The 18988-nt window shown below is 65.0% G+C and carries 19 protein-coding genes; 11 read left to right on the top strand and 8 right to left on the bottom strand.

The window, feature by feature from the left end; all coding sequences use genetic code 11:
- The first annotated feature begins 212 nt into the window (after nucleotides 1-212).
- From QUV11_RS03680 to QUV11_RS03705, 6 genes are all read left to right on the top strand, one after another.
- On the top strand, nucleotides 213-1586 hold the full coding sequence (locus tag QUV11_RS03680; RefSeq protein ID WP_300880715.1) for a S41 family peptidase: 1374 nt from the start codon (nucleotides 213-215) through the stop codon (nucleotides 1584-1586).
- Between the two features lie 57 nt (nucleotides 1587-1643).
- Nucleotides 1644-2150, top strand: coding sequence for a disulfide bond formation protein B (locus tag QUV11_RS03685; RefSeq protein WP_300880616.1), 507 nt, complete (start codon nucleotides 1644-1646; stop codon nucleotides 2148-2150).
- On the top strand, nucleotides 2147-2695 hold the full coding sequence (locus QUV11_RS03690) for a demethoxyubiquinone hydroxylase family protein (protein ID WP_300880617.1): 549 nt from the start codon (nucleotides 2147-2149) through the stop codon (nucleotides 2693-2695). The genes QUV11_RS03685 and QUV11_RS03690 overlap by 4 nt, the downstream gene beginning before the upstream one ends.
- Nucleotides 2696-2771: 76 nt before the next feature.
- Entirely contained in the window at nucleotides 2772-3362 is a 591-nt protein-coding gene (locus tag QUV11_RS03695) for a hypothetical protein (protein ID WP_300880618.1), read from the top strand.
- 110 nt (nucleotides 3363-3472) lie between these two features.
- The gene (locus QUV11_RS03700) at nucleotides 3473-4000 is read left to right on the top strand and encodes a PH domain-containing protein (protein WP_300880619.1); all 528 of its coding nucleotides are present in this window, start codon (nucleotides 3473-3475) and stop codon (nucleotides 3998-4000) included.
- The gene (locus tag QUV11_RS03705; protein ID WP_300880620.1) at nucleotides 3997-5508 is read left to right on the top strand and encodes a PH domain-containing protein; all 1512 of its coding nucleotides are present in this window, start codon (nucleotides 3997-3999) and stop codon (nucleotides 5506-5508) included. Before QUV11_RS03700 ends, QUV11_RS03705 begins: the two co-directional genes overlap by 4 nt.
- Here the strand turns inward: QUV11_RS03705 and QUV11_RS03710 are convergent.
- Nucleotides 5501-6010, bottom strand: coding sequence for a DUF2306 domain-containing protein (locus tag QUV11_RS03710; RefSeq protein WP_300880621.1), 510 nt, complete (start codon nucleotides 6008-6010; stop codon nucleotides 5501-5503). The genes QUV11_RS03705 and QUV11_RS03710 overlap by 8 nt on opposite strands.
- An 81-nt stretch (nucleotides 6011-6091) precedes the next feature.
- A complete protein-coding gene (locus tag QUV11_RS03715; protein ID WP_300880622.1) occupies nucleotides 6092-6271 on the bottom strand; it encodes a DUF1674 domain-containing protein in 180 nt (59 codons plus the stop codon).
- Nucleotides 6272-6410: 139 nt separating this feature from the next.
- On the opposite strand from QUV11_RS03715, the gene htpX reads away from it, so the two are divergent.
- The 5 genes from htpX to purH all read left to right on the top strand — a co-directional run bounded on the left by htpX (nucleotide 6411) and on the right by purH (nucleotide 12994).
- Entirely contained in the window at nucleotides 6411-7292 is an 882-nt protein-coding gene (gene htpX / locus QUV11_RS03720) for a zinc metalloprotease HtpX (protein WP_300880623.1), read from the top strand.
- A 199-nt stretch (nucleotides 7293-7491) separates the two neighbouring features.
- Complete coding sequence (locus tag QUV11_RS03725) at nucleotides 7492-8781, top strand: RsmB/NOP family class I SAM-dependent RNA methyltransferase (RefSeq protein ID WP_300880624.1); 1290 nt, start codon at nucleotides 7492-7494, stop codon at nucleotides 8779-8781.
- A gap of 95 nt (nucleotides 8782-8876) precedes the next feature.
- Nucleotides 8877-9539: a ribulose-phosphate 3-epimerase gene (rpe, locus tag QUV11_RS03730; RefSeq protein ID WP_300880625.1), complete on the top strand. Its 663-nt coding sequence runs from the start codon at nucleotides 8877-8879 to the stop codon at nucleotides 9537-9539.
- Nucleotides 9536-11398: a heparinase II/III family protein gene (locus QUV11_RS03735; protein ID WP_300880626.1), complete on the top strand. Its 1863-nt coding sequence runs from the start codon at nucleotides 9536-9538 to the stop codon at nucleotides 11396-11398. The genes rpe and QUV11_RS03735 overlap by 4 nt, the downstream gene beginning before the upstream one ends.
- A 6-nt stretch (nucleotides 11399-11404) precedes the next feature.
- Nucleotides 11405-12994 carry a bifunctional phosphoribosylaminoimidazolecarboxamide formyltransferase/IMP cyclohydrolase gene (gene purH / locus QUV11_RS03740; protein WP_300880627.1) on the top strand — a complete coding sequence of 530 codons (1590 nt, stop codon included), beginning with the start codon at nucleotides 11405-11407 and terminating at the stop codon, nucleotides 12992-12994.
- 16 nt (nucleotides 12995-13010) lie between these two features.
- Here the strand turns inward: purH and QUV11_RS03745 are convergent, their stop codons facing one another.
- The 6 genes from QUV11_RS03745 to ppa all read right to left on the bottom strand — a co-directional run bounded on the left by QUV11_RS03745 (nucleotide 13011) and on the right by ppa (nucleotide 18978).
- Nucleotides 13011-14714 (bottom strand): hypothetical protein, encoded by a 1704-nt coding sequence (locus QUV11_RS03745; protein ID WP_300880628.1) that lies wholly within the window; start codon nucleotides 14712-14714, stop codon nucleotides 13011-13013.
- Nucleotides 14715-14871: 157 nt separating this feature from the next.
- The gene (locus tag QUV11_RS03750) at nucleotides 14872-15801 is read right to left on the bottom strand and encodes an electron transfer flavoprotein subunit alpha/FixB family protein (RefSeq protein ID WP_300880629.1); all 930 of its coding nucleotides are present in this window, start codon (nucleotides 15799-15801) and stop codon (nucleotides 14872-14874) included.
- Nucleotides 15798-16547 carry an electron transfer flavoprotein subunit beta/FixA family protein gene (locus QUV11_RS03755; RefSeq protein ID WP_300880630.1) on the bottom strand — a complete coding sequence of 250 codons (750 nt, stop codon included), beginning with the start codon at nucleotides 16545-16547 and terminating at the stop codon, nucleotides 15798-15800. The genes QUV11_RS03750 and QUV11_RS03755 overlap by 4 nt, the downstream gene beginning before the upstream one ends.
- 192 nt (nucleotides 16548-16739) lie before the next feature.
- Nucleotides 16740-17939, bottom strand: a complete 1200-nt coding sequence (gene sucC / locus QUV11_RS03760; RefSeq protein WP_300880631.1) for an ADP-forming succinate--CoA ligase subunit beta — start codon at nucleotides 17937-17939, stop codon at nucleotides 16740-16742.
- A 161-nt stretch (nucleotides 17940-18100) separates the two neighbouring features.
- Nucleotides 18101-18439 (bottom strand): hypothetical protein, encoded by a 339-nt coding sequence (locus QUV11_RS03765; RefSeq protein ID WP_300880632.1) that lies wholly within the window; start codon nucleotides 18437-18439, stop codon nucleotides 18101-18103.
- Nucleotides 18439-18978: an inorganic diphosphatase gene (gene ppa, locus QUV11_RS03770; protein ID WP_300880633.1), complete on the bottom strand. Its 540-nt coding sequence runs from the start codon at nucleotides 18976-18978 to the stop codon at nucleotides 18439-18441. The genes QUV11_RS03765 and ppa overlap by 1 nt, the downstream gene beginning before the upstream one ends.
- Nucleotides 18979-18988: the final 10 nt, after the last annotated feature.

Raw genomic sequence — 18988 nt, forward strand, 5'->3', positions numbered from 1 at the left:
CTGCTAGCTGTGTCATCTGGTCGAAGCGTATTGCGCGCTGATGGCAAAGCATCTGGCAATTCTCTGTCCGGACGCCTAGATTACACCTGCCGCGCTTTGGGGAATGCGTGACGATCATTGCCTGGGGGAACGCACTGGCCATCTGCATGGGCCTGGCGAACGAATCCGGGACCCAAGTTCGAGCCAGTTCAACAACAAGGTTGCGTTTGATGATGAAGTCCCGCCTCGCCCGAGTTTCCGCAATCGCGCTCACCGTCGCGCTGGTGCCGGTGACGACGTCGGCTATCTCTCAGGTCGAATCCGACACCCAGGCAGAGATCGCCCGGTTCGTTGATATCTTCGAGCGCGTGAAAACCGATTATGTCGAGCCGGTGGACGACGACAAGCTGGTGCGCGGCGCCATCGACGGGATGCTGGCCAGCCTCGACCCGCACAGCAGCTATCTCGACGCGCGCGATTTCGACAATCTTCGCGCCCAAACCGAAGGCAAATACGGCGGGCTCGGCCTGTCGGTCACCATGCAGGACGGCGCGGTCAAGGTGATCGCCCCCACCCGCGAAACCCCCGCCGACAAGGCCGGGATCAAAGCGGGCGACTATATCACCCATCTTGACGGCAAGCTGATCTATGGCGGCACGCTCGACGATGCCGTCGACCAGATGCGCGGCGAGCCCGGCACCTCGATCAAGCTGACAATCGTGCGCGAAGGGCGCGACAAGCCGTTCGACGTCAGCCTGACCCGCGCCATCATCGATCTCAAGCCCGTGAGCTGGGAGATCAAGGACGATATCGGCATCATCACCATCGCCAGCTTCACTGCCAGCGTTGGCGGCGACGTCGCCCAGGCGGTGCTGGGGATCGAGGAGAAGCTGGGTCGCAAGCCGGTGGGCTATGTGATCGACATGCGCTCCAACCCCGGCGGATTGCTGGACGAGGCGGTCGCGGTATCGGACGCGTTCCTTGAACGCGGCGAGATCGTGTCCCAGCGCGGTCGGCACAAAGGCGATATTGAACGCTATTACGCTCGCCCCGGCGATGTCACCGGCGGATTGCCGCTGATCGTGCTGGTCGATTCCGGCTCGGCGTCGGCCTCGGAGATCGTCGCAGGCGCGTTGCAGGATCACCGCCGCGCGCTGGTCATGGGTGAACGCAGTTTCGGCAAGGGTTCGGTACAGACGCTGTTGCCGCTGTCGCGCACCACCGCGCTCAAGCTCACCACCGCGCGCTATTTCACGCCGTCAGGCAATTCCGTGCAGGAAGGCGGGATCGAACCCGACATCGCGGTGCCACAGCTGTCCGACCCGGACTACAAGACCCGGATGAAGCTGCGCGAATCCGATCTGCGTGGTCACCTGATCAACGAGATCGGGCTCGACGACAAGGACCTGGAAATCGACAAGCTTGCCGATCCGCGCTTCTCGATGACCACCGAACAGCTCAAGGAAAAGGGCATCGAGGACTTCCAGCTCTATTATGCGATGGCGACGCTCCAGCGCACCACGCTGGCAAGTGCTCGGTTGGCTGCAACCGGGCGGTCTCCTGCGCGTTCTACCGGGGTGACGCGCCCTTCGGTGCGCCGCAACTGAGCACGCGCTTTGCCGCTGCTCCGGTTTTCACTGCTCGTTTCGGGGGCCTGATCTGACATGACATCGCGCGCGCCGCGTATCGCCGCTTGGCTGGCAATGCTCATTCCCGCCTTCATGCTGGCAGGGGCATTGGTCAGCCAGTACGTCTTTGGTCTCTACCCCTGCGAGATGTGCTACTGGCAGCGCTGGCCGCACTGGGTGGCGCTGGCGCTCGGTGTCATCGCCGTGCTTGCGGTCCGCCGCGTTCAGGGGCTCGCGATCGCGATGGCCGCACTGGCTGCGGTGGCGATCGCTGTCAGCGGTCTTATCGGCGGTTTCCACGCCGGTGTAGAATATGGCTGGTGGGAAGGACTGACAAGCTGCGCCACCTCGGTGCCGGCAGGCGCCACCACCGACGACGTGCTCAATTCGATCATGGCTGCACCGCTGGTGCGCTGCGATACCGCGCCATGGTCAATGTTCGGCATCTCGCTCGCCGGCTATAATTTCCTCTTGTCGCTGGCCGGGGCCGCCGCCATCTATCTGCTGCTACGCCGCAGGAAACCGGGAACGATAGTCGCATGACCCAGCAGAACGAGCAGCTTGAACCTGTAAAGCGGGATCTCAATCTCGAAGAGATGATCCGGGTGAACCAGGCTGGCGAGTATGGCGCGACACGGATTTACGCCGGGCAGCGGGCGGTGATGGGCGATACCGGTCCAGAAGCCCGCGCGATTGCCGGGATGGCAGAACAGGAGGAGGTGCATCGCGCGTTCTTCGACAAGATGATGGCCGAACGCGGGGTCCGCCCGACGGCGTTGCAGCCGTTCTGGAACGTCGCAGGCTTTGGCCTTGGCGCAGTCACCGCGCTGATCGGCCCCAAGGCAGCGATGGCGTGCACCGTCGCGGTCGAAACCGAAATTGACCGGCATTATTCCGAGCAGCTCGACGCGCTCGGCGAGAGCGATCCCGAGCTGAGCGCGGCAATTTCGAAGTTCCGCGACGAAGAGCTTGAGCACAAGGAACGGGCACTCGCCGAAGGCGCCGAACAGGCGTTTGGCTATCCGGTGATGAGTGCGGTGATCCGCATGGGATGCCGCGCTGCAATCTCGCTGTCCAAGCGAATTTGACCCCGGCCATAACCCCCCGTTCATCCGGGGACAGATAGACGCAAGGCAGCAATGCCGAAATGTGGAGGAATTGACGATGAAGACCGGAACCCTGGCAGCACTGCTGCTCATCGGAACGGCCATCGCCGCGCCCGCCACGGCTCAGGATTCTGCCGGCGACAAGGTCGTGCAGAGGATCGTCTATGGGAACGAGGCGTGCGAGCCATCAACCAATCCCAATGAGATCGTCGTCTGCATGCGGATGGACGAGCAGGAGCGCTACCGCATTCCGGAAAAGCTGCGCAGCGATCCCAATTCGATCGCCAACACATCCTGGACCGAACGCGTCCGTTCGATGGAAACCGTCGGCAATTTCGGCACTGACAGCTGCTCGCCCGTCGGCGCAGGCGGCTTTACCGGTTGCACCCAGTCGCTGGTTCAGGCGGCACGCGCCGAAAAGCGCACGGGTGAAGAGGCAGTTGCCGGGCGCCTGATCGAGGAAGAGCGCCAGCGGCGTCTGTCGAACATCGATTCCGATGCCGCTGCGGTCGAGGCCCGCGAGGAAGAAATTTCGGTCGAGCTCGAGCAGCGCAGGGCGGAGCGCGAGGCGGCAGCCGCAGCGATGCAGGCCCAGGCCAGCGGCGAGCCTGCACCCAGGCCAGAGCCCGAAGCCCCCTCTCCCGAGTAACGGCCTGCGCCATTCAGCCATCTACCGACTTGCGCGACTAACACACCTCCCCCATATATGCGGTGCGGGCCTGTTCTGGCCGCGCGTCACTGTCGGGAGTATCGGGGAACATGTCGACGTCCATGGCTGAAATGCTCGCTCCGCCCGTCGAGCCGGTTTCGGCTCTGAGCGAAGGCCTGCGCCCGGTGGAACCCGGCTATGCCCATGTCATCCGGCTGACCGTCTTAATCACCGTCCTGCCCTTCGTGGTCGGCGCAGGCGTCCTCGAGACCGTGACGGCCGTGAAGGGATGGATGCAGCCCGGCGCGATCCTCGTACCGGTGCTAGCCTTGGCCGCGTTCATCGTGGTGTTCCTGCCACAGCGCAAATGGCGGCGCTGGGGCTATAGCGGCGCCGACGAACAGCTGCGCGTGGCACGCGGCTGGCTGTTCCGCACGGACACGATCGTTCCGTTCAAGCGCATCCAGCATATCGATGTCGCACAAGGGCCGGTCGAGCGTCTCTTTGGCCTGGCCAGCCTGACGGTGCATACCGCGGGCACGCACAACTCCATCGTCACCCTGCCCGGCCTCACCCGCGACGACGCCGAGGTGATGCGCGATGCGATGCGGCTGCACATCCGCCGCGAGGCCGAATGAGCGACGTTTCGGGCATGGTCGCCTCTTCGGTGCCGACCGAACCGGGAACCGAGCGGCGGCTGCATCCGCTGACCCTCATGCTCGACCTGTCACGCCAGCTTCCTCAAGCGCTGATCGGCCTGATCGCACTGAGGCTCAGCGGACCTGACGAGATCCGCAGCTGGGTTGCCCTTATCGCCTTTGTCGCCATCGTTGCGATGTTCGGCACCACTTTCTGGAAGTGGTGGCGCTTTTCCTACCGGCTCGATCCGCAAGAGCTCCGCATCGCCAGCGGCATCATCAGCCGCAACGTGCGATCGATACCCTACGAGCGCATTCAGGACGTGAACCTCGAACAGGGGTTGCTCTCCCGGATGCTGGGCATGGCCAAGGTCCGGCTGGAGACCGGCAGCAGCGGCAGTGGCGACGAGGGCGTGCTCGACTCGGTCGATCTGGCTGAAGCAGGACGGCTGCGCGACGTCATCCGCCTGCGCAAAGCGGTTCAGGCGGGGGCTTCCGACCCGCAAGCCGATGCTGTGCCCTTACCAGCCGAAGCCGATACCCCCCCAATGTTCGCGATGGACACCCGCCGCGTGCTGACCGCAGGCGTGTTCAATTTCTCGCTGGTGTTCTTCGCGCTCATCGGCGCGCTGGTCAACAACCTCGATTTTCTGCTGCCCGGCGATATCTGGGATCCGCGCCGCCTGCTCGACCTGCTGGGGCTGGATGACCTTTTCGCTGCGCTCGATATCGCCGCGCGCGTGCTGTCGGTGATCGCGGCGCTGTTCGGCCTGCTGGTGATCGGTCTGATCGGCGGCATCATCCGCACCGGCTTGCGCGAACACGGCTTCCGGCTCGACCGCACCGAAACCGGCTTTCGCAGGCGGCGCGGGCTGATCACGCTGACCGATGTGGTGATGCCGCTGCACCGTATCCAGGCGGCGGTGATCGCGACCGGCCCGGTGCGGCGGCGGCTGGGCTGGTTCGAGCTCAAGGTGCAGAGCCTTGCCAGCGACAGCGAGAAGGACAGCGACCATTCGGTCGCCCCGCTGGCGCATGCCGAGGAGGTTCGCGCGATCCTGAACGAGACCGGCATCCGCTGGGACACCGACTATCCTCAGATGCGGAGCGTCGATCCGGCGATGTGGTGGGTGCCTTTGGTCTTCGCGTTGCCCGTGCCGATGGTCGGTATCGCGGTTTCCGCCACGCTGGCAAATCCCTGGCTCGCGCTGCTGTATGTCCTGCTTCCCGTCGTGCCTCTGTGCAGCTGGCTGCATTGGCGGGCGCACCGTTACGCGCTTGAGGGCGGCCAGCTTTATGTCCGCGACGGATTTTGGGCGCAACGGTTGACACTGCTTCCGCTGCGCCGGGTGCAGAGCGTCGACATCAAGCAGAGCGCGGTCAGCCGCTTCATCGGGCTGGCAGAGGTCGAGATTGGCGTAGCGGGACGGTCAACCGCGGTGACGGTCCACGCCATCCCGCTCCAAGAGGCAATCGCGTTGCGAACCCGGCTGATTGCGATCAGCTGAACAGCCAGCGACCGAGCATCCGATCGAACGGGAAGGTGAAGAATCCCGCGATCAGAAGCGCGCCGAACACCATGCCACGCACCGCGCTGCGGTGACGGTCGATCTTGTGGTTGCGCGCGGTCCACCAGATGATCGGCACCTGGATCACCGTCCAGACCGACAGGATGTGGATCGGGCTGAAGCCGCCCCATTGATTGGTGCGGATGCCGAAGGACAAGGCGGCGGTGGCGAACATCGCCAGCACCCACACGGTGCCCAGCCGACGATGGGTCCTGTCGCCGCGGCGGCGCAGCAGCATCACCGGGGTCAGCGCGAGGGCGGTGGTGATGGTTGCCAGATGCAGCAGGACGAACGCTGGCACACGCGGCAGATCGGCCGCGCCCTTAGTTACTGCGATGACCACGCACCCCAGCAACACCAGTGCCGCAATGGCCATCGCCTGTTCCAAACGATCTGGCGCGAGCGATCGCACCGGTGCTGAAGTTCCTGCAATGCTGGCCATGATTTGAGCGCCCCCCCTCAAAACGGACTCGCCAAATTATGAATTGTCAGCCGCTGGCATGCAAGACGCGGGCACCGGAAATCAAAAATCGATGGCGATGCCTTTGAGCTCCCAGTCGCCGAACCGGGTCGGGCCACGCGCGGCCTCTTCTGCCTGAACGTCGGAGATCGGTTGCGGCGTGGGAGCCGGATCGGCATTGGCCCAGTGCGCAGGCGGCTTGACGTGATCAGGGCGGCGGGTTGCGCGGGGTGTTTCGGGCATCGGATCGGGTCCTCATGTCAGCGCAGCGCGGATTGAAAGCCCGCCGCGCGATATTACATCTGATGCAGGCAATATGGGGCAGACCGGCGCAATGTGAACCGGCGCCAAGCCCGATAGACAAGGACTGAAGAGAAAAACGATGAACGGGATGAAGACGACCATGCTGTTGGCGGCGCTCACCGCGCTGTTCATGGCGCTGGGCTTTACGCTGGGCGGTCCGCGTGGTGCGGTGATCGCGCTGCTGTTTGCCGCGGGCATGAATCTGTTCACGTTCTGGAACGCCGACAAGATCGTACTGAAGATGCACAATGCGGTCGAGGTGGATGCCAACAGCCACCCCGATTTCTACACGCTGGTCGCCAGGCTGGCTGAGCGTGGCGGGCTGCCGATGCCGCGCGTGTACATCATCGATCAGCCGGCGCCCAACGCGTTCGCAACGGGCCGCAACCCTGAAAACGCCGCGGTCGCAGCGACCACCGGGCTGCTTGATATGCTCAGCCGCGACGAGGTCGAGGGCGTGATGGCGCACGAGCTGGCGCATGTGAAGAACCGCGATACCTTGATCATGACCATGGTCGCGACGATCGCCGGCGCGATCTCGATGCTCGCCAATTTCGGCCTGTTCTTCCGTGACGACAACCGCAACCCGTGGGCGTCGATCCTCGCCGTGATCGTCGCACCGTTCGCGGCGATGATCGTCCAGATGGCGATCAGCCGCACCCGCGAGTTCGGTGCCGACCGGGGCGGTGCGGAGATCAGCGGCAAGCCGATGGCGCTCGCCTCGGCGCTCGCGCGGATATCGAGCCAGGCGCAGCGGATTCGCAACCCGGTGGTCGAACGCAATCCGGCCGCAGCGCAGCTGTATATCGTGCCCTCGGGAGTCAAGGCGCTGTTCTCGACTCACCCGGACACCGGCGACCGCATCGCCGCGCTGGAAGCGATCGCGCGCGACATGGGGGCTGCGCCTGCCGCTGTGCCCTCACGCCGAGGCAGCGCGCTCGATCCGCTGGGGCGTGGGTGACAGATGTCCTCTCCCCTACCGCTTGCGGGAGGGGCAGGTCCGGCTTGCCGGACCGGGGTGGGCTGGGGCACAATTGGCTGTTCAGGCCCACCCCGTCTTCGCCTTCGGCTCAGCCACCCCTCCCGCATGCGGGAGGGGAGAGACAGCGGGCAAAATCGACGCATTTGATTTGTACCGCCACCAGGCCTAACGCGCTGCGATGACCACACAGACGCCCTCGCCCTCCGCCCCCACCCCCGGCCTGCCCGCCCGCCAGGCCGCCTTGCGCATGCTCGATGCCGTCATGCGGCGCGGCGAGTCGCTCGACACCGCGCAGCATGCCGCCTGCCAGGGGATCGACGAACGCTCGGACCGTGCGCTGGCGATGGCGATTGCTGGCGAGGTGCTGCGGCATCTGCCCGGGCTGGATCTGATGATCGACAGCATGACCCGGCTGCCGCTGGCCGACGATGCCAAGGCGCGGATGGTGCTGCGCATCATGCTCGCCCAGACCCTGGTTTTGGAAACCCCGCCGCACGCTACCATCGCGACCGCATTGCCGCTGCTGCAGGGTGGCCCGCGCAAGCTGGCGCATGGCGTCTTCGGCAGCCTGATGCGCGCTGGCGCCACCCTGCCCGCGCCCGAGCTTCCTCCCGCCATCGCACACCGCTGGCAGGCGGCATGGGGTGATGCGATGGTCGAAGCCGCAGCTGCCGCACTGGGCACGCCTCCCCCGCTCGACCTCGCGCTGGCCGATGCCGCCGCGACCGATCCGCTCGCGGCCGAACTCGGCGGCACCAGCCTGATCCCGGGCCATGTCCGCCTGCCCCGCGGCGGCGCGGTCGAACTGATCCCCGGCTTCGAAGAGGGCGGATGGTGGGTTCAGGACATCGCCGCCAGCCTGCCCGCGCGCCTGCTCGGCACCAGCCGGGGCGGCCATGTGCTCGACCTGTGTGCTGCGCCCGGGGGCAAGACGATGCAGCTCGCCGCCGCAGGCTGGCGCGTCACCGCGCTCGACAACTCCGAAAAACGCCTGCGCCGTCTGCGCCAGAACCTGAAGCGCACCGGGCTCGAGGCAGAGACGGTCACCGCCAACCTGCTCGAATGGCGGCCCGACGAGCAGGCCGACGCGGTGCTGCTCGATGCACCGTGCAGCGCCACCGGCATCTTCCGCCGCCACCCCGATGTGCTCTACCGGATCGCACCGCGCCATATCGAGGAGCGCGCAGAGCAACAGGCCGTGCTGCTCGATCGCGCATCGAACTGGGTCAAGCCCGGCGGCCTGCTGGTCTATGCCGTGTGCTCGCTCGAACCGGAAGAAGGCGAGGCGGTGATCGACCAGTTTCTGGCCGCCGACAGCCGCTTCACCATCGACCCTGTGCGCGCCGACGAGCTGCCTGCCGGAGTCGCGCCGGCCCCCCAGGGCCGGGTGCGGACCCTGCCCGGCATGCTGGCCGATGCAGGCGGGCTCGATGGATTCTTCATGGCGCGACTGCGGCGCACGGCATAAAAATACCGGGGCGTCCGGGGATGGGCCAAATCATGTGGAAAAGCCTGCGGACAAACCTTGCTCCCCCACATGTTGAGGGTTAAGCGCGAATGCATATGTCGCAGCCCCCACTGATAGCCCCCTCGATCCTGTCTGCCGACTTCGCGCGTCTGGGCGAGGAAGTGCGTGCGATCGATGCGGCCGGCGCCGACTGGATCCACATCGATGTGATGGACGGGCATTTCGTGCCCAACATCACCATCGGCCCGGCGGTGGTGAAGGCGTTGCGCCCGCACACGACCAAGCCTTTCGACGTGCATCTGATGATTTCGCCGGTCGACCAGTATGTCGAGGCCTTTGCCGATGCCGGCGCGGACATCATCACCGTCCATCCCGAGGCCGGCCCGCATGTCCACCGCACCGTCCAGCTGATCAAGTCGCTGGGCAAGAAGGCAGGCGTGGTGCTCAATCCCGCGACCCCGGCCAAGATGCTGGATTATCTGATCGACGATATCGATCTGGTGCTGGTGATGAGCGTCAATCCCGGCTTTGGCGGACAAAGCTTCATCTCCAGCCAGCTGCGCAAGATCGAGGCGATCGCCAAGATGATTTCCAAGACCGGCCGGCATATCGATCTGGAGGTGGACGGCGGTATCGACACGGTCACCGCGCCCCAGGCGGTGAATGCGGGAGCCACCGCGCTGGTCGCAGGCACCGCGACGTTCAAGGGCGGGCCAGACCATTACGCTGCCAACATCAAGGCGCTCAAAGGCCAATGACCGATGCCCTGTCCGATAGCCGCCGGACAGGCGCCCTTGCTGCCCAGGCCAGCGAATCCGAGCGGCAGTTGCCGATGATAGGCAGCGATGTGACAGAATCCCGACCCGATTTGATCCACACCAGCGAGGCGGATGCGTTGAACGAGCGCAAGCAGCTGATCCGGGTGGACAACGACCGGGGGCTCTCGCTCACCGAGAGCGTCTTGCATTATTTCACCCGGCTGACCTGGCGCACACCGCTGCACAAATTGCGCCTCAAAGGCCGGTCGCCGCTGCGGCTGCTCGCAGCGCCCGATGATCCGTTCATCGGCGATGCGCGACGCGGCAAGGCGATCCGCGCGGGGAATTTCCAGGTGGCAGGCGTCAGCATCGCCACGGCCAAGCTGGATTACGCCAGCCTCAAGGCCCCCGATGCGGCGTTAGACTATATCCACAGCTTTGCCTGGCTGCGCGATCTTGCCGCCGCTGCGCCGCGCGAGACGTGCGTCCCAGTGGCGGAGGCTCTGGTCGACCACTGGCTCGACGCCCATCTGGAAACCGTGTCCGACCCCGCCTGGCGCGCGGATATCGCTGCCCGCCGCATCCTCAACTGCGCCGCGCATGCCCCCCTGATCCTGTCGAGCAGCAATCTGGTGTATCGCTCGCGCGTGCTGCGCAACTTTGCCAGCACCGCAAGGCATCTCGATCACGTCGCCGACAAGGCGCCCGAAGGCCTTGCGCGGCTGACCGCTTGGGCAGGCGTGGTCGCGGCCTCGCTGCTGCTGCCCGACGGCGAACCGCGCCGGATTTTCGGCGAGGCGGGCCTGAAGCGCGCGGTCGAAACCTTCATGGGCGAGGACGGTGGTGCATTGTCGCGTTCGCCTCTCGCACAGATCGAGGCGATTCGCGTACTGGCGATGCTGAAGTCGGTCTATGCCGCGCGCAACGAGCTGCTCTCGCCGATCGTCGAACTCGCGTTGGGCCGTGCGGTGCCGGCGCTGCAGGGGCTGACACATCACGATGGCTCGCTCGGAAGCTGGCAGGGATCGGCAGCGATTCCCGCCGAGGCGATGACCACGCTGATCCGTGCCACCGGCGTGCGTTCGCGGCCATTGCGCCAGGCGCGGCACTGGGGTTTCCAGCGCATTCCTGCCGGGCGCACGGTCGTTCTGGTTGATGGCGGAACCCCGCCGATGGCGCGCCATGCGGTTACGGGCTGCGCCTCCACGCTCGCCTTCGAGATGAGCCACGGCCCCCATCGCCTGATCGTCAACTGCGGCGGTGCCGGCATGTTGCCGCCCGATATGCCCGCATCGCTGATCCGGGGCCTGCGCGCCACAGCCGCGCATTCGACTCTGTGCCTCGACGATACCAACAGCACCGCCGTGCTTCCCAAGGGGCAGCTCGGCAAGGGCGTCGGCCTGGTCGAACTCGATCGCCGCGATACTGATGATTCGGTGCGGCTGGACATGAGCCATGATGGCTATGCCAAGCGCCACGGCCTGCTCCACCGCCGCCTGCTGGTGCTGCGCAGCGACGGGCGTGAGCTGCGCGGCGAGGATGTGCTGCTGCCTGTGCCGAAAACTGGCCTGGGACGCGGCTTCGGACGCAGCCGGACCGGCGAGGTGCCGTTCGCGATCCGCTTCCATCTTGGGCTCGATGTCGAAGCCCATCTGGCCGCCGATGCCCTGAGCGTGTTCCTGCGCGTCGCCGATGGCTCGCTGTGGCAGTTCCGTTCGGCAGCGGCCAGCGTCACCCTCGAAGAAAGCCTGTGGGTCGACGACCGCGGGCAAATCCAGCCCAGCCAGCAGATTGTGCTCACCGGCTCCGCGTCCAGCGGCGGTGGCAACTATGGCTGGCTTCTCAAACACATGGGATGAGTTGAATTGACTGATATTGCGATCAAGCGCGCGCTGCTTTCCGTCTCGGACAAAAGCGGTCTGGCTGAACTCGGGGCAAAGCTAGCCGCGCACGGCGTCGAACTGGTCTCGACCGGCGGCACCGCCAAGGCCCTGCGCGATGCGGGCCTCGCCGTGCGCGACATCTCCGAGATCACCGATTTCCCCGAAATGATGGACGGCCGCGTCAAGACCTTGCACCCGATGGTGCATGGCGGGCTGCTTGCGGTGCGGGACAACGCCGACCATGTCGCCGCGATGGAAGCGCACGGCATCGGCGCGATCGATCTGGTGGTGGTCAACCTCTACCCCTTCGCTGCGACCGTCGCCAAGGGCGCCGAGCGTGACGAGATCATCGAGAATATCGACATCGGCGGCCCCAGCATGGTGCGTTCGGCGGCCAAGAATCACGCCTTCGTGACCATCGTCACCGATCCTGCCGATTATGCGACGCTGACCGCCGAGATGGACGCCAGCAACGGCGCCACCACCCTCGCCTTCCGCCGCAAGCTCGCCGCGAAGGCCTATGCCGCCACCGCAGAATATGACGCGATGATCGCCAGCTGGTTCGCCTTTGCCGACCAGGGCGAGATGTTCCCCGAAAAGCTCTCGGTGCCGTTCCGCAAGGGCCAGGCGCTGCGCTATGGCGAAAACCCGCACCAGAATGCGGCTCTATACCTCCCCGCCTTCGCGCCCGGCGGATCGCTCGCCGACCACCGCCAGGTGCAGGGCAAGGAGCTGAGCTACAACAACTTGAACGACGCCGATGCCGCGCTCGAACTAGTCGCCGAATTCCGCGACGGCCCGCCGACCGTGGTCATCGTCAAGCACGCCAACCCGTGCGGTGTGGCGAGCGGCGATGATCTGGTCAGCGCCTACAAGGCCGCGCTGCAGTGCGACAGCGTATCGGCTTTCGGCGGGATCATCGCGGTCAATCGTCCGCTCGACGGTCCAACCGCCGAGGCGATCAGCGACATCTTCACCGAAGTGGTCTGCGCGCCCGATGCCGATGAGGCCGCGAAAGCCGTGTTCGCTAAAAAGAAGAATCTGCGCCTGATCCTCACCGGCGATCTGCCCGATCCCGCGCGCGGCGGCATGAGCCTGCGCACGATCGCGGGCGGTGCGCTGTTCCAGTCGCGCGACAACGGCCGGATCACCCGCGATGACCTCAAGGTCGTGACCAAGCGCGCACCGAGCGAGCAGGAGCTCACCGATTGCCTGTTCGCCTGGACCGTCGCCAAGCACGTCAAGTCGAACGCGATCGTCTACGCCAAGGATGGATCGACCGCAGGAATTGGCGCAGGCCAGATGAACCGCCGCGATTCGGCGCGGATCGCCGCTTCCAAGGCGATCGAGGCCGCAGAAACCTTTGGCTGGTCCGAACCCCGCACCAAGGGCTCCTCGGTCGCGTCGGACGCGTTCTTTCCCTTCGCCGATGGGCTATTGGCAGCGGTCGAAGCAGGCGCCACCGCGGTGATCCAGCCGGGCGGCTCGATGCGCGATGACGAAGTGATCGCCGCAGCCGATGAGGCGGGCCTGGCGATGGTCTTCACCGGGATGCGCCATTTCAGGCACTGATGATGCTGCGCGGTGATCAAACGCCAAAGGCGTTGAGCACCGCGTCGCCTACGCCCTTCAGCCCGCGCCCCAGAAACCCGCGTCGGACCGCCCCGTCTGGCCGGGGCTGGTGGATATAGCTGCCTGTCCCATCGAACCGGTCGTCGAACAGACTGGCCTGACCGAAGAGATACGGGCGGAACGAGGCGGAGCGCACCGCGCTGTAAGCCAGCCCGGCATCGAACCCGAGCACCAGCCGCCGGCTGATCGCCCGGCCATCGGTCGCCTGGGTGACCTGCACCCCCCGGTTGCCCTGCACGATCAAGGTGCACGGCCCTGCAAAGATCAGATACCGAAACTGCATCGTCATCCACGAGACCAGCGACCCGAACCGCCACCGGCGCTCGATGACCAGACGTTCGCCGCGCGGCTTGATCACACCGATCAGCGCGCGCGGCTTGAGCACCACGGCCCCACCAGCCGGGACCGTCACCAGCGCCAGTTCATGGTGCTGCTCGCCATCGGCTGCCGAAACCGTGACATGATCGGGCTGGGGGCTTTTAAAGCGTTGCAGATTGACCAGACCCGCTGCCAGGCAGGTCAACGGAATCGACCAGTCGAGCACCAGAACATCATCGGCGCGCGCATGGACCGCGCGTTCCTGCACGCCTGATCGCAGCAGCAATTCGGTGTGGCTGTCGATCGGAACCTGGATCGAGGTTTCCGATCGGCTGGCAGCGGAACCGGGACCAGCGTCGCGAAGCGTCAGCCCGGTGCTTCGGTCGATCAACCTTGCCAGCACGAAGTAGCGGAACATCGCATAAACCGGCGGAAGCAGCACCGCGAGCAGCACCAGCAGGGCCGCATGCAATCCGTGCTGCTTCAGCGCCGAGCGAACCAGATTAGGGGCTCTGGAAGCGGCATCTGCCGACAGAGCATCGACCCTCTGAGCCAATGCGCGGTTGGCCTCGCGAGCGATCTGCGCGCTATCCGCCACGGTCTCGCGCTGCAGCGACATGGCGCGCACAGCCGCGCGCCGGCCCGCGAGCGTTTGAGCGCTGGCCGCCAGCGCCGCACGCGCTGTGTCCAGTTCGCTGTCCATCTGCCGAAGCTGGATCACCCGTGTGCAGACCACCGGGACAGCCACACTGCGGCACAGCGGATCGCGACGCTGGGTCCGCGCCAGCTGGGCCAGGGCATTGCGCTGGCGCACCCGCGCATTGAAGGCCTGGCGTTGGCGTTCGTGCGCCGCTGTTGCCGATGCAAGCGATTGGCGCTCAAACGCGGTCGCCAGATTCTGCCGCCGCAATGCGACGAGCGCGGCCGCCCGTGTGAGCACCGGACTGTCGACATATTCGGCGCGGTAGCTCGCAAGGATACGCTCCGATGATCCCTGGGCGGCGGCCAGAGCCAGCTGCGTCGGCGACAGGATACGCGCGTCCGTCCGACGACGCCTGTCCGCGATGTCACGCGCTGCGATATCGAGCTGCGCCGCCGTGGCCCCGCGCAAACGTTCGATTTCGGCGTCGGCGGATCGGACAGCACTGTCGGCCTGCTGCGCGAACGCGCCCTGCGATGCGGTCAGCGTATCCGATGTCGACTGGATCGCAACCGCTTCGCGTTGCCATTCGGCGACCCGGCCGGGCAGGTTCTGCCACAATGCGAGGATCGTCACGATCAGCAGGAACAGCGCCAAGAGCTGAAAGCCGCGCTTGAGCACCCATTGCATTATTGGCAGCATGGCGGCGATCCAGGTTCAAGGCGAATATCCCGGCAAACCATGGCCGAGAGCCCGGTTCGGCATCCGAAAAGCGCCGCTACAGAACCGTATAACGCATCAGACACAAAAAAGGCGGCCCGCAAGAGCCGCCTTTTCTGCAATAGGTTGGTCCCGTCGATCAAAGCTTGCTGGTCAGCTCCGGTACCGCGGTGAACAGGTCCGCGACCAGGCCGATATCGGCCACCTGGAAAATCGGGGCGTCCTCGTCCTTGTTGATGGCGACGATGGTCTTGGAGTCCTTCATGCCGGCAAGGTGCTGGATCGCGCCGGAAATGCCGACCGCGATGTACACCTCAGGCGCAACGATCTTGCCGGTCTGGCCGACCTGATAGTCGTTGGGGACATAGCCGGCATCGACCGCGGCGCGCGATGCACCGATGCCTGCGCCGAGCTTGTCGGCGAGCGGCGTGATCACTTCCTCGAACTTCTCGCCCGAACCCAGCGCACGGCCACCCGATACGATGATCTTGGCGCTGGTCAGTTCAGGCCGCTCGCTCTTGGCGATCTCGGCGCTGACGAAGCTCGACAGGCCGGCATCCGATGCGCCGCCGATCGATTCGACCTTGCCCGAGCCGCCTTCGGTCGCGGCCTTGTCGAACGCGGTGCCGCGCACAGTGATCACCAGCTTTGCATCCGACGATTCGACGGTGGCAATCGCGTTGCCGGCATAGATCGGACGGGTGAAGGTCTTGGGACCCTCGACCGAAAGGATGTCCGAGATCTGCATCACGTCAAGCAGCGCAGCCACGCGCGGCGCGATGTTCTTGCCGGTGGTGGTGGCGGGCGCGAGGAACGCGTCGTGATGGCCCATCAGGTCGGCGATCAGCGGCGCGACGTTTTCAGCCAATGCGTTTTCGAGTGCCGCGTCATCTGCGAGGTGCACGGTGCTGACACCGGCGACCTTGGCGACCTGATCGGCCACCGCAGCACAGCCCTTGCCCGCGACCAGCGCGTGGACTTCACCCAGCTGGCTGGCGGCGGTGACCACAGCCAGCGTTGCATCCTTCATGACCGCATTGTCATGTTCAACCCATACGAGCGTCTTCATGCGCCAACTCCCATTGTCTTGAGCTTTTCAACCAGAGCGTCGACATCCGCCACCTTGATGCCGGCGCTGCGCACCGGCGGTTCGGCAACCTTGAGCGTGGTCAGACGCGGGGTGATGTCCACGCCGTAATCCGCAGGGGTCTTGGTATCGAGCGGCTTCTTCTTCGCCTTCATGATGTTGGGCAGCGAGGCATACCGCGGCTCGTTGAGGCGAAGATCGGTGGTGACGATCGCAGGCGTATTGAGCTTGACCGTCTGCAGGCCGCCATCGACGTCGCGCGCGACGGTGATGCTGCCGGCTTCTACGGTGACCGTGTTGGCGAACGTCGCCTGGCCCCAGCCGAGCAAGGCTGCGAGCATCTGGCCGGTCTGGTTGCTGTCATCGTCGATCGCCTGCTTGCCCAGCAGGATCAGGCCGGGATTTTCCTCAGCCGCCACCTTGGCGAGCAGCTTGGCGACGGCCAAAGGCTCGACGGTTTCGTCGGTTTCGATCAGGATCGCGCGATCGGCGCCCATGGCGAGCGCGGTGCGCAGCGTTTCGGCAGCCTTGGCAGGCCCGACCGAGACGGCGATGACCTCTTCGGCGTTGCCCGCTTCCTTGATGCGCAGCGCCTCTTCGACGGCGATTTCGTCGAACGGGTTCATGCTCATCTTGACGTTGGCGAGGTCGACACCCGACCCATCCGCCTTCACGCGCGGCTTCACGTTGTAATCGATAACCCGTTTCACGGGCACAAGGATCTTCATGGCGCTTCCTTCCCTAATGGTCGTGAGACAGATTTAGTTTCCGTTCACGTAAACGTCAAGTGGTGCACAGATGTCCCCTGCGCCCCAAGCCCCGGTCCCCCGCGAAGGCGGGGGTCCATCTCCTAAGCTGTCAACTGGACGCAGCGGTCAGGAGATGGGCCCCTGCCTTCGCAGGGGACCGGGATCGCAAGCTCAAGCCGCCTGCTTGACCTGTGCGACGATCTTCTCGGCAGCGTCGCCCAGATTGTCGGCGCTGACGATCGGCAGGCCCGAATTGGCCAGGATCGCCTTGCCTTCGGCTACGTTGGTGCCTTCGAGACGAACCACCAGCGGCACCGAAAGGTTCACTTCCTTGGCCGCAGCGACGATGCCTTCGGCGATGATGTCGCACTTCATGATGCCGCCGAAGATGTTGACCAGGATGCCCTTCACCGCCGGATCGGACAGGATGATCTTGAACGCCGCGGTCACCTTTTCCTTGCTCGCGCCGCCACCGACATCGAGGAAGTTGGCGGGGAACATGCCGTTGAGCTTGATGATGTCCATCGTCGCCATGGCAAGGCCGGCGCCGTTGACCATGCAGCCGATGTCGCCATCGAGCTTGATATAGGCGAGGTCGTACTTGGAGGCTTCGACCTCCATCGGGTCTTCCTCGGTCTCGTCGCGCAGCTTCTCGACATCGGGGTGACGATAGAGCGCGTTCGAATCGAAGCTCATCTTGGTGTCGAGCACCAGCAGCTTGCCGTCCTTGGTTTCGACCAGCGGGTTGATCTCGAGCATCGCGCAATCGAGATCCATGAATGCGGTATAGAGCTGCTGGGCAAGCTTGGCGGCCTGCTTGTTGAGGTCACCGGTCAGCCGGAGCGCGAACGCCACGGCGCGGCCGTGGTGCGGCTGGAAGCCCTGCGCGGGATCGATGGTGATCGTGGTGATGCGCTCAGGGGTGTCATGCGCCACGGTCTCGATGTCCATGCCGCCTTCGGTCGAGACGATCATCGCGACGCGGCCCGATTTGCGATCGACCAGCATCGAGAGATAGTACTCGGATTCGATATCGACGCCGTCGGTGACGTACAGGCGGTTGACCTGCTTGCCCGCGTCACCGGTCTGGATCGTGACGAGCGTGTTGCCGAGCATTTCGCCGGCATCTTTGCGGACATCGTCGATCGACTTGGCGAGGCGGACACCGCCCTTGGCATCCGCGCCCAGTTCGGTGAACTTGCCCTTGCCGCGACCACCGGCATGGATCTGCGCCTTGACGACATACAGCGGTCCGGGGAGCTTTTCGGCGCCGGCTACCGCTTCTTCGACGGTCAATGCAGCATGCCCGGTGGGGATGCCGATGCCGTACTTCGCGAGCAGTTCCTTGGCCTGATATTCGTGGATGTTCATGAAGGATCCCATGCCTTTCTGAGCGGGCCGGGCGTGCGACTCACAAGCGGTCGACACCGGGCCAGTAAGCGGTCGATGAACGGTTGTGAGGGGCGCTAAAGCATAGACGCGCCGTAAAGGAAACCCCGCAATCGCGCCAGTCGGTCTGTGTTGGGTGCCGCTCAGTTGCGCACAACGCACACCACTCCCGACGAACTGACCACAGCCAGGATTTCAGGATCGCGCAAGCCGCGCGTCAGCCGCAGGAATTCTTCGAAGTCGCCAGCGCGCTGTAGGCGCCCGAGGCGACCAAGCCGCTGCAACTGCGCCAGCGAAAGCCGGTCGACCATCCGCTGCGCCATGCACTCCGAGACCGGAGCGCTGAGACCGGTGTTTTCCAGCGCGGCGCGGGTGCGCGCCTCAGGGGTCGCGCACCCGGCAAGCATCAGGGCAGAGGCACCGATCGCGACCAGCGCGCAGATGCGCGGCGTCGTGCGACGATCCCCTGGCCCGCGGCGCATCAGCCGGCCTTGGTCGTCTTGGCGCGTTCGATCGCCTCGATGATCACCTGACGCGCTTCTGCAGCGTCGCCCCATTTGCCGATTCGCACCCACTTTTCGGCTTCCAGATCCTTGTAGTGGGTGAAGAAGTGCTCGATCTGCGCAAAGACGATGTCGGGCAGGTCGCTCTTTTCGCGGACATCGGTATAGTACGGGAAGGTGTCGGTGTCGGGAACACAGACAATCTTCTCGTCGCCGCCGTGTTCGTCTTCCAGATTGAGCACCGCAATCGGCCGGGCGCGGACCACGCATCCGGGGATGAACGGTGAACGTGCCACCACCAGCGCATCGAGCGGATCGCCATCGGGCGACAGCGTGTGCGGGATAAAGCCGTAATTGGCGGGGTAGCGCATCGGCGTGTGCAGGATACGGTCAACGAACAGCGCGCCCGACGTCTTGTCGAACTCGTACTTCACCGGTTCGCCGCCAGTGGGCACCTCGATGATGACATTGACATTGTTTGGCGGATTCTTGCCGATCGGAATTTCTTTGATAAACATAAGGAAGAAG

Source organism: Blastomonas sp. (assembly GCF_030373265.1).
GTDB lineage: Bacteria > Pseudomonadota > Alphaproteobacteria > Sphingomonadales > Sphingomonadaceae > Blastomonas.